Genomic DNA, 20225 nt, shown 5'->3' on the forward strand with positions numbered 1-20225 from the left:
TGAGTTTTCCTATGGATGATAAATATGTTTCAGAAATAGACTGTCTTGATAAGTTAATGGTTGCATGGTCAGAGGCATTCCCGAAGGATTGGTATTTCAACTACGATGGAGTGATTTCAACTGAGGACTGGGATAGTTGTGGTAAAAAAGTTTTGTTTGTTTTAAAGGAAACAAATGAAGCAAAGCAAAATATTGTCAACGCTATTAATAGGGCTATTGAGGTGAAGGCAAGTGGATGGTGGCGAGGAAAGGTTCTTCGTCGGGTGGGGCGTTGGGCTTACGGACTTCAAAAATATGATGGGGCTGTGCCGTCACTGAGAGATGCTAAATTAAATGAAAAAAATGCAGTTAAGAATATTGCATACATAAATATAAGGAAAACATCTGGAAGTGCGCGAACCGACCAAAAATCATTTGACGCCCATGCCAAAGAATTTGCCCCTTTTGTTCGAAGGCAAATTGAGTTGATTAACCCTGATATTGTTGTGCTTTGCGGCACATATAATCAAGTTAAACGTTACGTATTCCCTGAGCTTAAAAAAGTTAGCGAACGAGTGCATGTTAATGACGGGGTTGTCTTCATCAATGCCTTCCATCCTGCCGCAAGAAAAAAGTCGGCCATGCTTTATCATCAAGTACTCGATAACTACCACGCTTACAAAAATCATATATAACCAATGCTTGAATAGTTATATGCAGCGCAAGCCTTGCGTCGTATCTTGAAAAAGCCCCTTCAAGAGGGGCTGTGTGATGGGAGCCGTTCGCTAGTTGGCGGGAGTATCTGTTTCCTCTTCAGTGATATCGTCATCGGTTGAAGGCACCGCTTGCTCAACTTCTGCTTCTTTACCCTTAGCTTGGGCTGATTTTCGTGCACGAATTTCGATATCAATAATGCGTCGTGCAAGTTTGATAATGCGCTGTTGCCATGCGTAGTTGCCATCAACACGTTGCTTGTTACTAAGCACGCTAGATAACCAGAGTGTGTCCATTGAGATCATCAACGAATCGAGTTTGCGCACTAAGCCGACAAACTGGCCAACCTGAGGCGAGCTGATTTTGGCGTTGAAGGTAATCGGGTCGGTGTAGTCAGGTACTTCATCGATGCCGTTGGACTCCATCAGTTTGTCCAAACGAGCTTGTTCGTTGTCTACCGCTTTAGCGCAATCCTCGATCAACTGGCTAATGATCTGTTCCACTTCATCAATTTCGTTCTCATCGCCAATGATGCGCAGGATGACATCGATTCCGTAAAGCGCACTGACCGTCCGTCTAAAAACACGGTCAACGACACGTTGTGCCTGTAAGCTGTTAATTGTGAATGATTGTTCAAAGATGGGTTTTGAGTAATTGGGTTTTGCTTGGGCCATAAGTTTGCTCCTGATATGACAATAATCAGTCCCTAGCCTAATCCTCTGTGAGGTAATGGCCTTTCAGCTAGGTGGAAGAATTGAGCATCTTTCTAACTATCCTGTCTGGATAAGACGGTTACACTGACTATCAAATATTGCTGATCTGCTTCAGTGATATCTGCGCCTGAGAGCATGAGCTCAAAGGAAGCCCGCCGCTGAGTTTTCTCAGTGGTACTAAGAGGTAGCTAGCCTCTTTAAACAAATAGCCTGCATGTTTTTACATGCTTAACCATGCGTGCCTTGCGGTTCGTCTTTTCACCACCCAACTGGGGGAGTTGTCCCCAGTTGGGGGTGACTCCTTCACAACCAAATTAAGGAGTCACCAATGGAATATATCTTCGGATTTATTATCCAAATCGCAGGCATTATGTTGCTTGCAAAACTGAGCTGGTCGCTTTTGCGATTGCTTGCTCGTCAATGCGTGCGCTCGTTTCGATTTGTACTTACTCAAATCAAGCGATTGCTCACACCAACACCAAAACGTCGTCCAATGGCAGTGCCTAAAGCTCCTGGTATGCCCCGTTTGACATCTGCGTTTTACAAAGAGCCACATCAGTACGACATGGCTTTACTCGAAATACCAACCTATCTGCGTCGTCAGTCTTCTTTGCCCAGCAGGGTAGAAGCGAATGTGTGCACAGAGTTCAACTAAGACGAGGAGAGCATCATGAAAAACCAAGTAACACTCATAGGCTACGTTGGCGCTGAGCCAGAGACGCGAGCCTATCCATCAGGTGATTTGGTGACCAGCATTTCGCTGGCCACTTCTGAGAAATGGCGCGACCGTCAATCCAATGAGCTCAAAGAGCATACGGAATGGCATCGGGTCGTTTTTCGAGATCGTGGTGGATTTAAGTTAGGGCTAAGGGCAAAAGATTTAATCCAAAAAGGAGCGAAGCTTTTTGTTCAAGGGCCTCAGCGCACGCGCTCATGGGAGAAAGATGGCATTAAGCATCGATTGACCGAAGTGGACGCGGACGAGTTTCTGCTTCTGGATAGTGTGAACAAAGCATCTGAGCCATCAGCGGCGGATGATGCAAGCTCCCAAGCTAATTGGGCACAAACTTATCCTGAACCAGATTTTTAACCGAGCAAAAACGCTTTAACCCAGCCGGGAGTACTTTCCCGTCAGGGGCAGACTCCCACTTTGATTGTCGGAGTCCAAAATGGAAAAACCAAAGCTAATCCAACGCTTTGCTGAGCGCTTTAGTGTCGATCCAAACAAACTGTTCGATACCCTAAAAGCAACAGCATTCAAGCAACGTGACGGTAGTGCACCGACCAATGAGCAGATGATGGCGCTCTTGGTGGTTGCAGATCAGTACGGCTTGAACCCTTTCACCAAAGAGATTTTTGCGTTCCCTGATAAACAAGCTGGAATTATTCCAGTGGTAGGTGTCGATGGATGGTCTCGCATCATCAATCAACACGACCAGCTTGATGGCATGGAGTTCAAGACTTCAGAAACCAAAGTCTCACTGGATGGCGCGAAAGAATGCCCGGAATGGATGGAATGCATTATCTATCGGCGCGACCGTTCGCACCCAGTCAAAATCACTGAGTACCTGGATGAAGTCTATCGACCGCCTTTTGAAGGTAACGGCAAAAATGGCCCTTACCGTGTGGATGGTCCATGGCAGACGCACACTAAGCGAATGCTAAGGCATAAATCCATGATCCAGTGTTCCCGCATTGCGTTTGGCTTTGTGGGAATTTTCGATCAAGACGAAGCGGAGCGAATTATCGAAGGCCAAGCAACACATGTTGTTGAGCCATCGGTGATTCCACCCGAGCAAGTTGATGATCGAACCCGAGGGCTTGTTTACAAGCTTATCGAGCGGGCGGAAGCTTCAAACGCTTGGAATAGTGCATTGGAATATGCCAATGAACATTTTCAAGGTGTTGAACTGACGTTTGCGAAACAAGAAATATTTAATGCACAGCAACAAGCAGCCAAAGCGCTCACACAGCCTTTAGCTTCTTAGCGCCACGCATTCATTTTACTAACCCTGGCGGGATTATTCTCCCGTCAGGGGGAAGGTCTCGTCTTTTTTTGGAGATCTTCCATGACTAAATCAGCCTCACTTTTTCGCTTGGTATTGGTTGTTGCCCTTGTCTTAGGTTCGATTCAAGCTGGTAAAGCGGCAATTGATTCGGTTCAAGCAAGTGTTGTTCAGCACCAAACAGCGTTAGCACAAGCTGCAAAGTAACCACTTAACCCTGAAGGGGAGATCTCTCCTTCGGGGGAGTCTCCCCCTCAAAGGAGACAATATGAAGGTTATCGACCTATCACAACGTACTCCTGCATGGCACCAGTGGCGCATTGCAGGGGTTACGGCATCTGAAGCCCCAATTATTATGGGGCGTTCACCCTACAAAACACCTTGGCGATTATGGGCAGAAAAAACTGGATTCGTATTACCGGAAGACCTGTCGAATAATCCAAATGTGCTTCGCGGTATACGGTTGGAGCCTCAAGCAAGGCGAGCATTTGAGAATGCGCATAATGACTTTCTTCTGCCGTTATGTGCAGAAGCCGATCATAACGCAATCTTTCGAGCCAGCTTTGATGGCATCAACGATGCGGGCGAACCCGTTGAACTGAAATGTCCTTGCCAGTCAGTTTTTGAGGATGTGCAAGCTCACCGAGAACAAAGCGAGGCGTACCAGTTGTATTGGGTACAAGTACAGCATCAAATACTGGTCGCCAATAGCACGCGAGGTTGGTTGGTTTTCTATTTTGAGGATCAACTGATTGAGTTTGAAATACAACGAGACGCGGCGTTCTTAACTGAGTTGCAAGAAACAGCGCTTCAGTTTTGGGAGTTAGTACAGACCAAAAAAGAACCGTCAAAATGCCCTGAACAAGATTGTTTTGTTCCCAAGGGTGAAGCCCAATACCGTTGGACATCACTGTCTCGACAGTATTGCTCAGCACATGCCGAAGTGGTCCGACTGGAAAATCACATCAAATCTTTGAAAGAAGAAATGCGAGAAGCTCAGTCGAAATTGGTCGCTATGATGGGTAACTACGCTCATGCCGACTATGCTGGGGTCAAACTCAGCCGCTACATGATGGCAGGTACGGTGGACTATAAGCAATTGGCTACCGATAAATTAGGCGAGCTGGATGAACAGGTTTTAGCCGCTTACCGAAAAGCGCCACAAGAGCGGTTGCGTATCAGCACCAATATTCCAGAGCAGCCCGTTGAAACACCAATCAAAATCAGTCTTGAGCCAGAGAACTTGGTTCTGCCAGGTGACTCGCCGAGCTCATTTTATTTTTAACGTTCACTTGGAGCCGATTTCGGCTCCTTTCTCATGCGCTTACATCGAGTGCATCAGAAAGCAGTTTCACTCGTAGCCAATGCTGGGTACGAATGATAGAGCGAGCTGAACTCTTACATACACAGCCATACCACAATCAACACACCACCCGACGGGGACTTCATTCCCTGTTGGGGCATGGGGCCTCGTCAAAACTGATGAGGTTTACCATGACTGAACAATCCCCATTTTTGGTTCAAGTGAATCAAGCGTTTAATGTCCCGGCTCCTGATGCTTTCGTTCTGGAAGGATTTAGTGCCGACACTACCGATCCAAACATTCCCGTTCGCAAGGACGAGTATGTTTTTAGAAAAGAAGACTTACGTGACGTATTGGCGTTTTTGTCTAACCCAGACGGTGACGGTTTGTATATTACAGGCCCCACTGGATGCGGTAAGACCTCGCTAATTTGCCAAGTTGCTTCTCGATTGAATTGGCCTGTTCAGCAAATTACTGCGCACGGTCGATTGGAGTTGTCCGATCTTATCGGTCACCACACGCTGGTTAATGGCAACATGACCTTTGTGTATGGACCGCTGGCACTGGCTGTAAAGCATGGCCATTTGCTGATCATTAATGAAATGGATCTTGCTGAGCCTGCTGAACTGGCTGGGCTCAATGACATTTTGGAAGGTGCCCCTTTGGTCATCGCACAAAATGGCGGAGAGATCATCATGCCACATACTAAGTTTCGTTTTATCGCTACCGGCAACAGTGCGGGCAGCGGTGACCAAACGGGCTTGTATCAAGGTGTGCTTCAACAGAATTTGGCTTTTCTTGATCGCTTTAGAATCATCGAAGCGACCTATGCAGAGCCTTCTGTAGAGGAAGCCATTCTGGAGAACGTTGCGCCGGGCTTGCCAGAAGTCTTTCGCCAAAAAATGGTGAAGGTGGCTGGTGACATTCGTCGTCTTTTTATTGGGGGCGCGGATGGCGGTGCGGAGCTTAGTATCACCATGTCCACTCGGACCTTGGTGCGCTGGGCAAAGTTAACACTTGCTTTTAAAGGTGCTCCTAACGCAGTGGAGTATGCACTGGTTCGGTCTTTGACGGCTCGTGCTGAGTTGGAGCAACGAGAAGCTATTCACCGTATTGCCGCTGATGTCTTCGGTGACCATTGGGAGGATTGATGATGGAAAAGTGCTTTGCTCTTTACCGTTACAGTCATTCTGATGGGACAGCCAAAGAATGGGCCATTTATGTTGGATCAGATAACCAGGAGATTGAAGTTCGGTTTGGAAAAGCCGGTCAATTGTCGCAGCAGCGATTGATTGACTCGACTGATCCTAACGCTGAAGCAGACCGACGAATCAATGAGAAAATCAACAAGGGTTACCGATTTGTTGGACATGTCGGTATTGATCATCAAGGGCGGCCATTTGAACTCTCAAATGCGCTAGATAGCGTCGCGTGCGCCAATAACGTCAGTTGGGAGTTTCGTACTCGCAAGGACGTCAATGGCCAAGTCTCGCTGGCTCAAAAAGCGTTGTTCGATATGGCAAAGCTGCTTGAAGCCTATGGCTTGGCTGTTATTGATGATAACCAGGTCAGGATTGGAGAATGGTCATTAGGGTTTTGCAAAAGCGGATTACCTAGTACCAATCAAATCAGCATGGTGTCAGGTGAAGGCGCTGGCATTGTTAACACGGATGATGGCCCGTGGCCATTGTTGCTGTTACTGGCCTTTAAGCGTCAATTACCAGCATTGTGTTCGCTCACAGTAGCGAGTCCTGAAGGGATAGAAGTATCCGACCAACTGAAGTTGGAAAAAGATGTATTGCGGTTGCTAGGCAGTGATTTAGAGCGGGTTCGCCCGATAGCTGAAGCACTGGACTTAATGCCTGTGAAAATCGATCTCAACCAATCGTCGCCTGATTCGCAAAATTACTATTTCTGATAGTGGTATTGCCATTAGCGCGCCAACTACTACCACCCAAACGGGGGCCATTGCTCCTGTTGGGAGTGGTGCGTCCCCATCTCGCATGAGGATGCACTATGAGTATTCAAACCCTCGACAAACTTTTGATTTGTCACATCGACTGTTCCATCTGGAGCGGTAGAAAAAAACTAAGGCCTGAAGATTTCAGACTAGCCAATGGCAGCCAACTTCCACCGAAGGATGTTGCCAGCTTAGGGAGTAAAAAAATTTGCGACCCAGAGGCATTGGCGAACTTTGAAAGGCTTAAGAAAGAAGCGCAGCGCTTGTGTGAGCAAGTCGGTGTGCGGTTTTTAGGTGGCTATGCCGTCCCTGAAGACCGAATTGATCAGATTGTTCCAGAGCTTGACCGGATCGGTCAGGAGTTTGCGCAGTGCAAGCAGTTGTTCCTGGACAACTATGATCAGGTGACGTTTGACTGGGTTGCAAAACACCCGGAATTTGCAGATGCAATCCGACGTGCATTATCACCCATCGAAGACGTGGAACAACGGCTTCAGTTCGATTATGCCATCTATCGAATGCAACCGGCTGAACAAGCTGGAGGCTTAGATGACAAGGTCAATGGTATGGGACACACCCTCTTTAGGGAGGTGGCTCGTGATGCCAATGAGCTTTTTGAGCGTTCCGTTGCAGGTAAGAATCAAATCAGTCAGCGAGCCCTTAATCCTCTCAAGCGGTTAAGAGACAAGTTGGATGGTTTGTCCTTCCTGGATCATCGAGTTCAGCCGATGGTTGAAGCGATGGACAATTTATTTGTTCGTCTGCCGAAGACCGGCCCTGTGATAGACAATCTCTATCACGAACTGATGGCGACCATTTTAATTTTGTCTGATCCAGACAAGATGAGAATGCACGGTGAAGGTCAATTGGATATCAGACAACTGATGCCCAAACCTGAACCTAAACCCGCACAGCCAGTTTCTGCTCAGGAAGATAACTTACGTGCAATACCACAACCAACCGTCAGACCAAACCTTGGTTCGACTGTACCAAACTCATTTTATTTCTAACGTCCTTGAGGGCATGTTGCCCTGAAGGGCGCATGTCCTCTGAACTATGTAAGAGGAAATTATGCAATCAACCATCCATACCCCCAGCCAACTGAACCAGTTTGAAGCACATTTTCGTGGTGTGACTGATGCGGTTGAAAGTGAATCGATACCAGAAGTGGCGTGTTGTCGAACGTTAGTACAACGGTCGTACTCAACACATAGTGTCGTGATCCCCAAGAACCCTGTTTTGATCGCAGATGCGGACGCACAAGGAGCTTGGGTAACGGCCATGGTATTTGTTCCAAACATGGCATTGCAGCAAACCGCTTTTGAGCGGGCCTGGCTGCAATATCAACACGAGGTGTCTACTCAGTTACAAGACCAGTACGGTCTGACATTGGATGACATCCTGAGTTTAGACCAGCTTAAAACGTCATTTGAGCAGCACGAGAGTCCAGCTCAATTGGTGGCTTGGTTAGGTCAAAAATACGATCTGGATAAGCTAAAAGCACAGGTTTAAACACTCACATTCCCAGCGGGGAAACGCTCCCGCTGAGGGAGTATTCCCCCTAATGATTAGGAGACTCCCATGAATCACCCATTAAAAAACGCACTGCCAATCGTTGCCGCCGCTTATGGCGAAAAGTTTGGTGTGAAGGTGCTTATTCAAGGACAAGATGCGTTTACCGATGGTGAGCGGATTGTGATCCCAACAGCAAACCCAGACGACCCACACTATCAACAGATAGCTTGGGGTTATCTGGCTCATGAAGCGGCGCATATTCGGCATACCAATTTTGACATGGTGCAGAAGGCGTCGTCCAAACCGATCCGTAAGGCACTTCTCAATATCATTGAGGACGTTCGCATTGAAAACGAATTGGCGAAGGATTATCCCGGAACCCGGCGCAGTATTTCGCAAGTGATTGAGTACATGGTGGACACTCAGCAAATGAGTATACCTGAACAGCTTGAGCCTGCATCTAACTTGCAAGCCTGGTTGTTGTTTCGCTTGAGATGCCATTTTCTGGGCCAGAAAGCGCTGACGCCTTTGTATCAAGCGATTGATGAAAGAGTGAGACAACTCTTTCCTGCCGCAGCGATGAGCCGGTTAAGCGCCATGCTGACAGCAGTGCCTAGCCTGGCGTCTACAGGTGAAGTGCTAAAACTTGTCGATGCCATCGTTGCCATGTTGGAGGAAGAATCTCGTCCACCACAGGATGAGTCGGATGCTGATAGCGGTAATGACATTGGACAAGATGCGAGTAATGGCAGCAATAACAGTAGTGACAGTCAAACCCCGGAAGCAGACTTGTCTGCAATGGTGGATGCTGCTGAAACGGGAGATTCTGATAACTCTGATCAAGCTGACAATTTGCGACAAGCCTTAGAGGCCAGTGCCGCTCAGTTTGAACCCGATACCTTTGCACAAGTGGCAGAAGTGTTGTCGGAACAAGCTGAAGGACATCAGGGCGTCAAACCACTCAGTTTGCCTCAAGCAGAGCAGGCTATGTTGGGTGATGAGGCTATCTTGACCTTATCGGCGTCTGAGTCGGCTCAAATTCGAGCCCGGCTTAGAGGTATGGTTCAGTCCAGTCAGGACAATCGGAATCATGGCAAACGGCACGGTCTTCGAGTTGCAACCCATCGTCTTGCCGCTTCACAAGCAGGTGAGTCGAGATTGTTTATTCAAAGGCAGCCGCGCATTGCGCCTAATGCTGCTGTGCACTTGCTGGTCGATATATCGGGTTCAATGGGTAAACCCATTGGCGAAGGTAATCGAAAGTACTTTCATGTTGCCAATGAAGCCGCTTTGGCTTTGGCCATGGCACTGGAAGGCATACCGGGTGTTGTACCTGCGGTCAGTTATTTTCCTGGTATTCATCAGGAAGTTTCTATCGCGTTATTGCCCAAGCAATCGGTTCGACATCGGGCCGCCTGTTTTGACCAAAAACCACGAGGTTGTACGCCTATGGCACAAGCAATGTGGTTTGCGGCAAACAGTTTGTTAGCGCAAAAACAGAAGCGAAAGCTAATGATAGTGCTAACGGATGGTGACCCAGATGATTGGGCTGCCACGCATGACATTGTTGACCGGTGCAGACGAAGTGGCTTTGAGCTTCTGGGAATAGGGATTCAAACACGCAGTGTTGAGAAATTCTTTCCTCGAAGCATCGTGATTAACGACGTCAAAGATCTGAAGCGTGAGTTATTCGAAGTAACACAACAACTGATAATTCAGTAACCACATCCATTTTACCACCCTGCGGGGACGATTCCGTCCCCGCCTGGGCATGGGTTCGTCTCCGTTTTTTTTGGAGACTCCTATGAAAAACAGAAAGTTCTTAGCTGGCGAAGAAGCCGGTACTTACATCGTTCCTGAGCAAGTGACTGAAGCGGATATCTTAGATATGGCGCTCAAGCTTGCCCGTGGTCGATTGAGTAAAGGTCGAAAAATTGAACAGCCATCGTCGGCGTTCTCATACCTGCAAACACTGATGCACGAGTATGAGCACGAAGTCTTTGGCGTACTGTTTCTTGATACAAAGCATCGCGTTATTCGATTTGAAGAGCTGTTCAAAGGCACTTTAGATGCAGCGAGCGTTTATCCAAGGGAAGTAACAAAACGAGCGCTAGAACTTAATGCGGCAGCAGTGATACTGGTTCATAACCATCCATCGGGTGATCCTGAACCCAGTGAAGCTGATAAACGCATCACTCATCGACTCCGTGACGCCTTGTCACTTGTTGATATTCGAACGCTTGACCATGTCGTGGTCGCATCCGAGGGCTGCGTTTCGCTTGCCGAACGCGGTTATCTTTAATGAATGGGCGCATTGCCCATTCTCCTTCATCACAAAAGCAGTCCTATCAACACACGTCATCACAGCTCGAATTTCTATTTGAGTTTGATGATGCCCCAGTCACTTGGTCTGACACGGAAATCTGGCAGTTACGCGAAGGCATTCTATTGGATGCGATCCGTGTATTGCTGGACGGTCGTGTCAGTACTCGATTGCGAAGGGATGTGTTGTCGTGGATTCAAAATGACGAATTAACGCCATTTTGCTTTCGTGTTTGCGCGATGGCTGCGGTTGTCGATCCTGATGTGCTTCGTGATTCCATCATGTGGCTATTAAGACGACATGGTATCCAGCTTGACTAACGTTCCTGCATTAACCAAACGGCTCAATGCAGGACCCAAGCTGACTTTTACCACCAGTGGTAGGAGTCGGCTTTTTACTTAAGGAGGTTATATGGCGTTACCTTTACAAATTGAAACAGTAAGGCCATATCTTAATGGCCAATGGCTTCAAGTATTAGCGGTATTGGTGCCAGAACTTGATGCCGCCATTGCTCGAAAGGGCCGTCATGTGGCTTGTCCTGTTCATGGCGGTCGTGATGGCTTTAGGCTATTCAAAGATGCTGAATATACCGGAGGTGGCGTTTGTAACACCTGCGGTATCTTTCATGATGGTTTTGAACTGTTGTCTTGGATTAATGGATGGAACTTTGCTCAGTCTATTGAAGCAATCGGCCAGGTTCTTGGTATTCAACCCGGACAAATACAAGCGCCTATTCGGCCAATACCGAGTAACGCAGTTGATTGGAAGGCTAGAAAGCAGGACGAGGACAAAGCGATTATCCATCGCTTGAATCAAACCTGGGGAGAAACGTTTTCTCTTGCAGATACTCGTGCGCAACCAGTTTGGAACTACATGCATCGTCGTGGCATTGTTACCCGGCTTCGTCCTGAATGGGATTCGGTGCTGAGGTATCATCCAAACTTGCCTTACCATGATGAAGATGGCTTGTTTATCGATAGCTACCCAGCGCTGCTAGGTAAAATCGTTACTCAGCAAGGGCGTTCGGCCACGTTTCATCGGATCTACCTAAGTGAAGATGGATTCAAAGCGCCGGTTGAAAAGCCTAAAAAGATGATGCCGATACCAAGTGACAGAACAATCACTGGTGGTGCCATTCCGATAGGTGAGCCTGGTGAGGTATTAGGTGTTTCTGAAGGCATCGAAACAGCTTTAGCGGTTACCAGAGCTACGGGACAGACATGTTGGTCGGTTGTGAATGCAACGCTACTGGCTAGGTTTGAACCACCAAGTAATGTGAAAATGCTGTACATCTGGGCAGATCACGATCTCTCTGAGACCGGCCTGAATGCAGCGAATGAACTCAAGAAAAAAGCCTGGCAAAAAGGCATTCTGACACAAGTTCTGATCCCTCCGATACCAACGTCACTTGGCGTGAAAAGTTGGGATTGGAATGATGTGCTGAATGTTTACGGAGCCATGGGCTTTCCGAAAGTTCATATCTGATCTAAGGGGCTTCGGCCCCTTTTTTTGCGCCTTGCATATTTGAAAAATCATGGAGAATGAAAAATAGATAACCAATAGGAGAAACAAACATGATGGTATTAACCCTGTTAACAAAGCAGATTGATGGTGAGTTTACGGTTTACTGGAAGACCGGCCTTCGAAGAGGTTGGATTTGACCCCATAGGTCCAGACACTTTTTCCCGCTTAGGGTTGTGATACCCGACTGCGCAGAAATTCCCGTGGTGAACGGTATCCCAAGGCGCTGTGCGGGTGGTGCTCGTTATAATGCTCAAACGCGATAGCCAAATTGCCTACCGCTGTTCGGCTATCCGGTTTTGGCATCATCTCGATATAGTCTCGCTTCATCGTCTTCACGAAGCTCTCCGCTATACCGTTACTCTGTGGGCTTCTCACTGCTGTCGTTCTGGGCTCCAACCCGATTTCTCGTGCAAACGCGCGGGTCTCATGGGCTCGATACGCCGAGCCATTATCAGTCAGCCACTCCACCGGTGATGCCGGCAACGAATCCCCAAAGCGACGTTCGACAGACCTCAGCATGACATCTTGCACAGTGTCACTATCGTAACCCCCAGTACTGGCCGCCCAGTCCAACGCTTCCCTATCGCAGCAATCCATGGCGAACGTGACACGTAGTTTTTCACCGTTATCGCAGCGAAACTCGAAGCCATCTGAGCACCACCGTCGATTGCTCTCCTTGACGGCAACACGCCCCTTATGTGCCTGCTGGGCCAATGGTGCAGCTGGTTTTCTTTCCAGCAGCAAGCCATGTTCGCGCATGACGCGATATACCCGCTTAGCGTTTACCACAGGTTGTTCTGTTGCCTCAGACTGACGCCGTAACAGCGCCCAGACCCGGCGATAGCCATAGGAGGGAAGCTCTGCCATCGCCTCCATGATACGGCCAAGTAAGGCTGCATCATCACGCTGGCGATGATGACGACCATCTTGCCAACCCGGTTTTCGATGAACACGAACGGATAGCTGCGCACGCGATACATTAAGAGCCTGGCTCACAGCACTTAATCGTCGTCCCCCGGCAACAAGGGCGCATGCGCAATCCATTTTTTTGCTCGACCATACTCCACGGCTTCTTTGAGGATCTCGTTCTCCATGGTCTTCTTCCCGAGCAGACGCTGAAGCTCTCGGATCTGCTTGATGGCAGCAGCCAACTCGGAAGCAGGAACAACATCCTCACCGGCGGTGATCGCCGTGAGAGACCCTTCTTGGAATTGCTTACGCCATTTGAAAAGCTGGTTTGCGTTGACGTCGTGCAAGCGAGCAACATGAGAGACGGTCATCCCGGGCTCAAAGGTCTGCTGCACGATGGCGATCTTTTCTTGTGGAGTCCGGCGTCGACGGCGCTCGGCCCCTGTTAACACTTCGACCATCTTCTCGTTGTGACTAGTACTGAACATAGCTCCAAGACTACCTCTTAAGTTAAGAGGGGCGAAGTGTCTGGATCTTCAAGGGGCCAATCTAGAGGTGGTGAACTAAAGGTCGATTTAGGTGAGCAATACGACAAGCTAACTGAGCAGCAAAAGCCAATTGCAGCTGAGCTCTATGCGATTCATCACCTACTGTCAGTGAAAGAGGTGATGGGGAGTAACCGAAGCGGTAATGGGCTTCAAATCCGGGTCAGTAAAGGAGCTATCAAAAAGTTACAGAAACAACGCTCAACTCAGCATTCACTTTACAGCCTGACTAGGTTTTTGCTCACTCGATACCAGGAAGCACAGATATCGGTAGAGAAACGGGAAGATTGGCTCTCATATTCCTTCGAAGAATACAGCGTCGATAATGCTACCGTGAGAGAAATCGATGAGGTCATCAACGTTCCGAACATTGGGCCTGTCGTGGTGACTCGTCATGCACTGGAAAGGTTTGTGGAACGGCTTTCAGGCGGTGTACCTAAGCATCCTTGGAAGGCTTTGTGCGCTAAATTGTGTAGCACAGAATTGGCAAAATCTTTATTGCCAGAATGTATAGCTTCAAAGAAAGCAAAAAAATATTTCGTACAGGCAGAGTTTTGGTGTCATGGGAGCTCTGGTATGCACTTTGTGATGGTGCCATCAGCCAAAGCACTTACGTTAGTAACAGTGTTTAATAGATAGTCAGAAACACACACGATTCCTTCATCTATCTGGCCAATCGCTCTTACGGGGATCTTTAGCATGTTAGCTCTGTGAAATTTCTGGAGCTGACAATGAGAACGCCTTTGTTACCTTGGTTCATCCTATGGGTGACCATCCCAATCATTATTTTCTTTCTATTCATCTTGCCCGCCTATGCTAGTGATGGGCAATTCTATCAGCGTGGTCAGGAAGGTTGGTTTTGGTATCAGGTCATTCCCGAGCCAGCCGAGTCTGAAGACCTAATGAAGCCGAAATCTGGTGTTGTGGAGCCCACTAAGGACGGGCTAAAGCCTTTCAGTGCTGCCTGGTTTCGTGAGCACATGCAGTCGTTCATGGACAAGGCAATTGATGAGCCGACGAATGAGAACGTCAGAGCCTATCTGTATCTCCAGCGCGTCATGATGGATAAGGGCTCACAGTTTGCTGATGTTAGTCAGCAGGTGGTCATGGGCGATCCTGTTTTGGATGAAATCAGTCGCAGACCCTTGGCGACCTATGCTGCCAATCGGATGGATCGAGAAGCTGGCGCTCAACGTGATGTAGCTTTAGGTGAAGTAGCGAAGCGGGCTGGTTTGTTCTTTTTCTATCGTTCGGATTGCCCTTATTGCCATGCTCAAGCGCCTATCATCGAATCTATGGCCTTGAACTATGGGTTCGAGGTGTTTGCTATTGCTGTCGATGGCTTGCCTTTACCCGGTGGAGAGTTTCCCAATTACAAAGTCGATTCAGGACAAGCACAATCCTTGTCCGTTACGACTGTCCCTGCCGTGTTCTTAGTTGACCCGCCTAACGTTATTACTCCGATTGGACAAGGCGCAATGAGCCTTGATGAGCTCAATAATCGAATCATTCTCGCAGCCCATCAAGCCGGTTGGATTGACGATCAAACTTACTATGCCACCAGACCTGTTCAACCCGGCGTGTCACTCGCGATGTCAGCCCAAGAGCTTAACGAAAAGATATTACAGGACCCTGAGTTCCTTGTTCGCTATCTGCGTGCACAAGGAGGGTTATAACAATGAAAAAAGTAATCCGAGTATCGCTAATCGCCTGTGCGATTGGTTTTTCATCTATGAGCCAAGCAAGCTTGCAACAGGAGATGAACCAGTTGTTTGGTTCAATGACCAACACCACTGCGCCTGGTGTATTCGAGAGTCAGCGGCGTGGCGTTATATCTGGAGGAAGCGTTGTTGTTCGTAACAGGATCATGAACGAGAACCTCGTCTCTATGGTGCCACCGTCATTCCAAGCCGGTTGTGGCGGCATTGATATGTTCGCGGGAAGTTTGTCATTTGTTAACGCGGATCAGTTTGTTCAATTACTTCGCTCTGTTGCTGCAAACGCCAAGGGGTATGCATTCCAATTGGCGCTCAGTGCTATGTGTGAGAAATGCTCTCAGCACATGGAGACACTGCAAAAGAAAATCCAGCAGTTGAACGAGTATTTTGGTAATTCCTGTCAAATGGCTCAGGGAGTCGTGAACGATACCCTGGCTGCTTTTGGTAAAAAGGGGCAAACAGAAGCCAGCATGTTGAGCTCACTTAAAGGGGCTGGGGACATTTTTACCAGTTGGAGTGAGTCCAATGGTAAGAACCCATATGAGAACGCTTCGAGTGTCGCGGCATCTGATGTAAACAGAACGATTAAAGGTAATTTGGTTTGGCGAGCACTGAAACGTCATTCGGCATCAAGCTGGTTTGCATCGGGGGATGACCGTTTTCTTGAAGCAGTTATGTCGGTGACTGGTTCGATCATTGTTGGTGATCTAGCTAATGCCGCTGATGGCCAAGGTAAAGCCCCGAAACTGACCAGACTGAATGGCAATAAAGTGACTATTGAGCATCTAATTCACGGCGGTAACGTCGCTATGTACCGATGTGACACAGTGACACAAGACGGCTGTCTGAATCCGACAATCACTAACGTGACCCTGACGGGGTTATCAACCCAAGTAGAAAATTTACTTCTTGGTACAGGTTCCAGTAACGGCATTATTTTTAAGTTTGCTCGAAATACAGGAGCTGCTAGCACCACCGAAAAGGCTTTTATGACATCGGCTCCTGCGAGCATTGGCGGCATGATTCGAACACTTTCTGCATTAAATGAAGGGGCCGCTAGGTCGTTTGCTTCACGAACGGCACCATTTATTGCTGTTGAGATGGCGCGAGCATTGGTTGAAGACATGCTCAATGCAGCTAGAAGTACCTCCGGTGTGGAAGATCATGCCTATGCGAAGTTATTAACGGAAGACCTTGAACGTGCACGTCGCCAAATCAATGAGGAGTACGCTGCGTTGCAGCGAAGATACGGCTCAGAGCAAGAATTGCTGGCGCATTTTAACCAGGTGATTCAGACCATTCGCAAACAGCGTTATTACACCGTTAAATCTACGGCACTGGGGGAATAGGTCATGTGGGAGATCTATTCCATCGGGGATTCGGCATTTTTAGAGCAGGTCTTGAACGCTGTCGCGATGATTACTGGTACAGGCGACTTTACTTCAATGGTTCGCATTGGCTTGCTCATTGGGGTATTGATGGTCTCTGTTCAGGCCTTAATGCAAGGCGGTCGTGGCATTAACTTTCAACACGTTTTAGTCTCATGGTTAGTCTTTGCAACCATGTTTGGACCCAGTACCCGAGTGAGCATTGAGGATGCGTACACGGGACAAGTTCGAGTGGTTGATAATGTGCCCATCGGTGTTGCTGCCGCAGGCAGTACGATTTCAACTGTCGGCTTTCAAATCACGCGATTGTTTGAAACGGCGTTCTCAACTCCCGCCATGACGGAATACGGCTTTGCATCCAGTTTACAGTCACTGATTAAAGTGAGAAAACAGGTGATGGATCGCTCGGGGTTGGGTGATGCAAATCGTGTCGGTGGCTCAGATATCGAGCAATCGTGGTTTAACTACATCAAAGAATGCACCTTGATTGGCATCGACATCGGCCAAAAGAACCTAGATCAGGTGCTGAGTGATCCTAACCCGATGACTGCGATTAGGTTTGATTCGCGCATATATGGCACACGCATCATGCTCAGTGGTAGCAGTAGCGATCTGGACTGCACCGATGCCTATAGCCAACTGAAACTCATGACAGAATCAACCTTCATTCCGAGGCTTAAACAGGTTCTGTCAGCCTCATTGGGGACTTCGTCAGCCACTGACACTGATGACGTGATCCGAAATGCACTGAATAACCTTGGTTTGGCTTCGGTTAACACCCAAGAGTACATGACCGCGTCAGTGCTTTTGCCTATTTATGAGCAAAGCGTGACGGGCAAGTATATGGATGATCAAGCTTTCACCGCCGCCGTTATGGTTAATCAAGCGATTGAACAGCGCAATACACAATGGGCGGCGGAGCAGACTCTTTTCCAAAGTATCGTTCGTCCGATGATGACGTTTTTTGAGGGTTTCATTTACGCCATCACCCCTTTGATGGCCTTTGTGATAGCCCTTGGCCAAATCGGGATGCGAATGGCTGGGAAGTACTTGTTAATCCTGCTTTGGATTCAACTTTGGATGCCTGTCATGGCTATCATTAACCTGTATATTCATTTAACCGTTGCAGGGAAAATGTCGGCTCTTGATGCCTTTGCAGGTACAGAAGTGCCATCTTTTGCTGGGATGATGCAGATGGATTCAGTGCTGCAAACCTGGATAGCTACTGGCGGCATGTTGGCGTCGAGTGTTCCGGCAATTTCGCTCATGCTCGTGTATGGCTCAGCAATAACTGCAACCCACTTGGCTGGACGTCTTCAAAACGGTGATGCCATTGATGAAAAGATGGCAAGTCCAGATGTCGCGAAAAATGCCCCGGTGATGCAATCACAGTCAATGTTCCAAAATTCAGCCCTCACTGGTTCTGCTATGACCGGCGCGTCAAACCTACTTAGCAGTTTCTCTGTCGGAAATGCGGTGGGTTCAATGGTCGGCTCTGCAAAAGAATCCATGACTCAGGCAACTCAAGCCTTTAGCCGTCAGGTTGGCAATACCATGAGTCGAACCTTTGGTGAAAAGCTAAGTTACGACAACCTGTCTTCAGTTGGACGTCAGATCGGTTCTTCTAATTCCGCATCTAGCGCCGTTGTTAATCAGGTTACTGATGACCTGCAAACACGGTATGGTTTCGGAGACGATAAAAAAGACGCTGTACGTGGCTTGGTATCGGGCGTGTTATCGGGAGGCCTAAGGGTCGGTGGAGATGGAACCATTACAAATACCGGTGATAAAGAAGTAGCAGATAAAGGGTTCTTGGGAAGATTACTTGGTACAGGGGGGAATGACTCCCCACAAGGTAACTTGCCTGGAGTCGATAAGCCTGAATCCTCAAGAGTGCCAAAAATATCACGGCTACGAGCAGGCTTGGATTTAGGTGGAAACTTTAGTGGCCAAGTTGAGTCGTCAGAAGGCAGTTCTCGATCTACGACCGCAAATACGCTCACTGGGGAGATGCAAAGCTTGGCATCGAGTGATTCACGACGTGCTGAGTATCGCGATGCAATGGTTAAGGACCTTTCAGATTCAAGACGTTCTGGCGTTGAAATGTCGTTGTCTAACCAAGACTATCAGTCACTTCAGAGTTCAGCACAAGACGTTATCACGGCATCAAACCGCTTTAGTGAGCTTGATCAGGCCAGCTACAGTCTATCAGGACAAAGGAACACGGATGGTGCGACGTTAACTCGATTAGCAGCGGATAATCCTGAAGTCATGGATTATTTAGGTCGCTATATGAACCAGCATGTTGAAGCAGGTAACCGATTACGTGAAAACCTTCCAATGTATCAGCGCTTGCTACCTGATGATAATCAGGCGTATGTGGCCGCAGCTATGGAGTCTTTAACCTATAGCAACTCCTCGACGCCCGCTGAACGAGACAATGACTATCAAGCAGCAATGACTGTTATGGCCATGGCTACCGGAGCCGATTTACGATCTATTCAGCCACGCTCTAATGAAGGCTTGTCATCAACTGCACCTACTTTTGGTGGCACTCAAAGCCAAGTTGAATCCGGTGTTCTGGGAGGCTATGAGGATGCTGCAACAGTTCAAACGCAGTTCAATTCGGCTCAATCCGCTTACCAAACCAATCTTTCTGGTGTAGATGGACAGCTGAATGCGCATCAGCAACAAGCCCAGCAGGCCGTAGCTTCTGACACAAGTACCTATCAATCTGGACTCAACAGTGAAGCTGGCTCTCAGTGGCGATCTCGCATTATGGCTGATGATAGCGGAGTCTCAGGTGCTGAAATGTTCTTCAACAGCGCCAGTGCTATCGGTGATTTCAGTGGCAAGCATACTGATGCAGCTCTGCATACCCTGAATCACTTTGGCGAAGACTATGAGAGTTACAAAGAACAAGCGCTTGAAGATCCTGGCTCACGAGGTTTCTTGCACAACGCTACTGTGGCCAGCAAATCAACCTGGGATGGCTTAAAAGCCGCCGTTGATGCAGGAACCTCTTTGGAAAACCCATTGACGGCGTTTAATGATGCATACAGTGGATCGAGTTCGCAGTATGCCTCCGAAGTAAACTGGGGCACTAAGTCTGAAGCCATGTTGGCGGGGGCATTCGGTGCGGCAGTTAACAATCGATATGGTGAGTTTCTAGAGCAGTATGCTGATGATTTTAAACAGGAAGCATACAGCGAAGGGCAGAGAATGGGATTGACCCCGATTCAAAGTCAAGTTTTCGCTCAAGCTTTCAATGAAGGTTTGGCGGGGCGCGTTTTCAATTCTGAAGACTCATCGAGTTGGTCGCCTGAAATGCTTGGTCTAAGGGAGCAAATGCTAAATGAGTATCGTCAAAAGGATGAGAGTGGCGCTTACATCTCTGACAGTGTGTCTGATGAAGATAAAGCATTTGTGGATAAGCAGATTGCAGTGATCTCAAATGCATCCCTTGCGGGAGATTATGCTCAGAACAACTTGATCGATATTAGGGCATATAACCAGGCATCAGGAAATAAATAAAACAAGGAGTAGAAGCTCAAGGCTAACGAAGTTTTATGGCTTAATTACGTAGATAGGGATATATTTCTCCGTACTTAGATACGGAGAAATATAT

Annotated in this window: 20 protein-coding genes; 18 read left to right on the forward strand and 2 right to left on the reverse strand. The window is 48.0% G+C overall.

What is annotated here, in order from left to right; all coding sequences use genetic code 11:
* Positions 1 to 11 precede the first annotated feature (11 nt).
* On the forward strand, positions 12 to 674 hold the full coding sequence (locus tag ACTG2G_RS14640) for a hypothetical protein (RefSeq protein WP_000342215.1): 663 nt from the start codon (positions 12 to 14) through the stop codon (positions 672 to 674).
* A 90-nt stretch (positions 675 to 764) separates the two neighbouring features.
* Here ACTG2G_RS14640 and ACTG2G_RS14645 read toward each other — a convergent pair whose 3' ends face one another.
* Positions 765 to 1367, reverse strand: coding sequence for a hypothetical protein (locus ACTG2G_RS14645; protein WP_193305293.1), 603 nt, complete (start codon positions 1365 to 1367; stop codon positions 765 to 767).
* Positions 1368 to 1734: 367 nt separating this feature from the next.
* On the opposite strand from ACTG2G_RS14645, the gene ACTG2G_RS14650 reads away from it, so the two are divergent.
* The 13 genes from ACTG2G_RS14650 (at position 1735) to ACTG2G_RS14710 (ending at position 11998) form a co-directional block, all read left to right on the forward strand.
* Positions 1735 to 2061: a hypothetical protein gene (locus ACTG2G_RS14650; protein ID WP_005398029.1), complete on the forward strand. Its 327-nt coding sequence runs from the start codon at positions 1735 to 1737 to the stop codon at positions 2059 to 2061.
* A 15-nt stretch (positions 2062 to 2076) separates the two neighbouring features.
* Positions 2077 to 2496 carry a single-stranded DNA-binding protein gene (locus ACTG2G_RS14655; RefSeq protein WP_005398028.1) on the forward strand — a complete coding sequence of 140 codons (420 nt, stop codon included), beginning with the start codon at positions 2077 to 2079 and terminating at the stop codon, positions 2494 to 2496.
* A gap of 79 nt (positions 2497 to 2575) precedes the next feature.
* A complete protein-coding gene (gene bet, locus ACTG2G_RS14660) occupies positions 2576 to 3394 on the forward strand; it encodes a phage recombination protein Bet (protein WP_439985575.1) in 819 nt (272 codons plus the stop codon).
* An 81-nt stretch (positions 3395 to 3475) separates the two neighbouring features.
* Positions 3476 to 3619, forward strand: coding sequence for a hypothetical protein (locus ACTG2G_RS14665; protein ID WP_015066581.1), 144 nt, complete (start codon positions 3476 to 3478; stop codon positions 3617 to 3619).
* Positions 3620 to 3680: 61 nt separating this feature from the next.
* Positions 3681 to 4697 carry a YqaJ viral recombinase family protein gene (locus tag ACTG2G_RS14670; protein WP_439985576.1) on the forward strand — a complete coding sequence of 339 codons (1017 nt, stop codon included), beginning with the start codon at positions 3681 to 3683 and terminating at the stop codon, positions 4695 to 4697.
* A 209-nt stretch (positions 4698 to 4906) separates the two neighbouring features.
* Entirely contained in the window at positions 4907 to 5866 is a 960-nt protein-coding gene (locus tag ACTG2G_RS14675; RefSeq protein WP_005398022.1) for an AAA family ATPase, read from the forward strand.
* The gene (locus ACTG2G_RS14680) at positions 5866 to 6633 is read left to right on the forward strand and encodes a hypothetical protein (RefSeq protein ID WP_439985577.1); all 768 of its coding nucleotides are present in this window, start codon (positions 5866 to 5868) and stop codon (positions 6631 to 6633) included. The genes ACTG2G_RS14675 and ACTG2G_RS14680 overlap by 1 nt, the downstream gene beginning before the upstream one ends.
* A gap of 98 nt (positions 6634 to 6731) precedes the next feature.
* Positions 6732 to 7685, forward strand: coding sequence for a DUF3150 domain-containing protein (locus ACTG2G_RS14685; RefSeq protein ID WP_439985578.1), 954 nt, complete (start codon positions 6732 to 6734; stop codon positions 7683 to 7685).
* Positions 7686 to 7746: 61 nt separating this feature from the next.
* Positions 7747 to 8187 (forward strand): hypothetical protein, encoded by a 441-nt coding sequence (locus tag ACTG2G_RS14690; RefSeq protein ID WP_054104229.1) that lies wholly within the window; start codon positions 7747 to 7749, stop codon positions 8185 to 8187.
* 69 nt (positions 8188 to 8256) lie between these two features.
* Complete coding sequence (locus ACTG2G_RS14695) at positions 8257 to 9912, forward strand: VWA domain-containing protein (RefSeq protein WP_439985579.1); 1656 nt, start codon at positions 8257 to 8259, stop codon at positions 9910 to 9912.
* Positions 9913 to 9994: 82 nt separating this feature from the next.
* On the forward strand, positions 9995 to 10492 hold the full coding sequence (gene radC / locus ACTG2G_RS14700) for a RadC family protein (RefSeq protein WP_000797298.1): 498 nt from the start codon (positions 9995 to 9997) through the stop codon (positions 10490 to 10492).
* On the forward strand, positions 10492 to 10833 hold the full coding sequence (locus ACTG2G_RS14705) for a hypothetical protein (RefSeq protein ID WP_024023025.1): 342 nt from the start codon (positions 10492 to 10494) through the stop codon (positions 10831 to 10833). Before radC ends, ACTG2G_RS14705 begins: the two co-directional genes overlap by 1 nt.
* A gap of 91 nt (positions 10834 to 10924) precedes the next feature.
* Positions 10925 to 11998, forward strand: coding sequence for a DUF7146 domain-containing protein (locus ACTG2G_RS14710; protein WP_024023024.1), 1074 nt, complete (start codon positions 10925 to 10927; stop codon positions 11996 to 11998).
* 204 nt (positions 11999 to 12202) lie between these two features.
* Here ACTG2G_RS14710 and ACTG2G_RS14715 read toward each other — a convergent pair.
* Positions 12203 to 13407 (reverse strand): IS3 family transposase gene (locus ACTG2G_RS14715; protein ID WP_100654772.1). Its coding sequence is split into 2 segments (ribosomal slippage): positions 12203 to 13089 and positions 13089 to 13407, totalling 1206 coding nucleotides; the frame shifts between segments, so codons are not numbered across the junction.
* A gap of 63 nt (positions 13408 to 13470) precedes the next feature.
* On the opposite strand from ACTG2G_RS14715, the gene ACTG2G_RS14720 reads away from it, so the two are divergent.
* The 4 genes from ACTG2G_RS14720 (at position 13471) to ACTG2G_RS14735 (ending at position 20131) form a co-directional block, all read left to right on the forward strand.
* Positions 13471 to 14130 (forward strand): hypothetical protein, encoded by a 660-nt coding sequence (locus tag ACTG2G_RS14720; protein ID WP_439985580.1) that lies wholly within the window; start codon positions 13471 to 13473, stop codon positions 14128 to 14130.
* 92 nt (positions 14131 to 14222) lie between these two features.
* Positions 14223 to 15167 (forward strand): thioredoxin family protein, encoded by a 945-nt coding sequence (locus ACTG2G_RS14725; protein WP_024023021.1) that lies wholly within the window; start codon positions 14223 to 14225, stop codon positions 15165 to 15167.
* 2 nt (positions 15168 to 15169) lie between these two features.
* The gene (locus tag ACTG2G_RS14730) at positions 15170 to 16558 is read left to right on the forward strand and encodes a conjugal transfer protein TraH (RefSeq protein WP_024023020.1); all 1389 of its coding nucleotides are present in this window, start codon (positions 15170 to 15172) and stop codon (positions 16556 to 16558) included.
* 3 nt (positions 16559 to 16561) lie between these two features.
* The gene (locus ACTG2G_RS14735) at positions 16562 to 20131 is read left to right on the forward strand and encodes a conjugal transfer protein TraG N-terminal domain-containing protein (protein ID WP_109247963.1); all 3570 of its coding nucleotides are present in this window, start codon (positions 16562 to 16564) and stop codon (positions 20129 to 20131) included.
* The last annotated feature ends 94 nt before the right edge of the window (positions 20132 to 20225 follow it).

This window comes from Aeromonas sp. 55A (assembly GCF_051919665.1).
GTDB classification, from domain to species: domain Bacteria; phylum Pseudomonadota; class Gammaproteobacteria; order Enterobacterales; family Aeromonadaceae; genus Aeromonas; species Aeromonas veronii.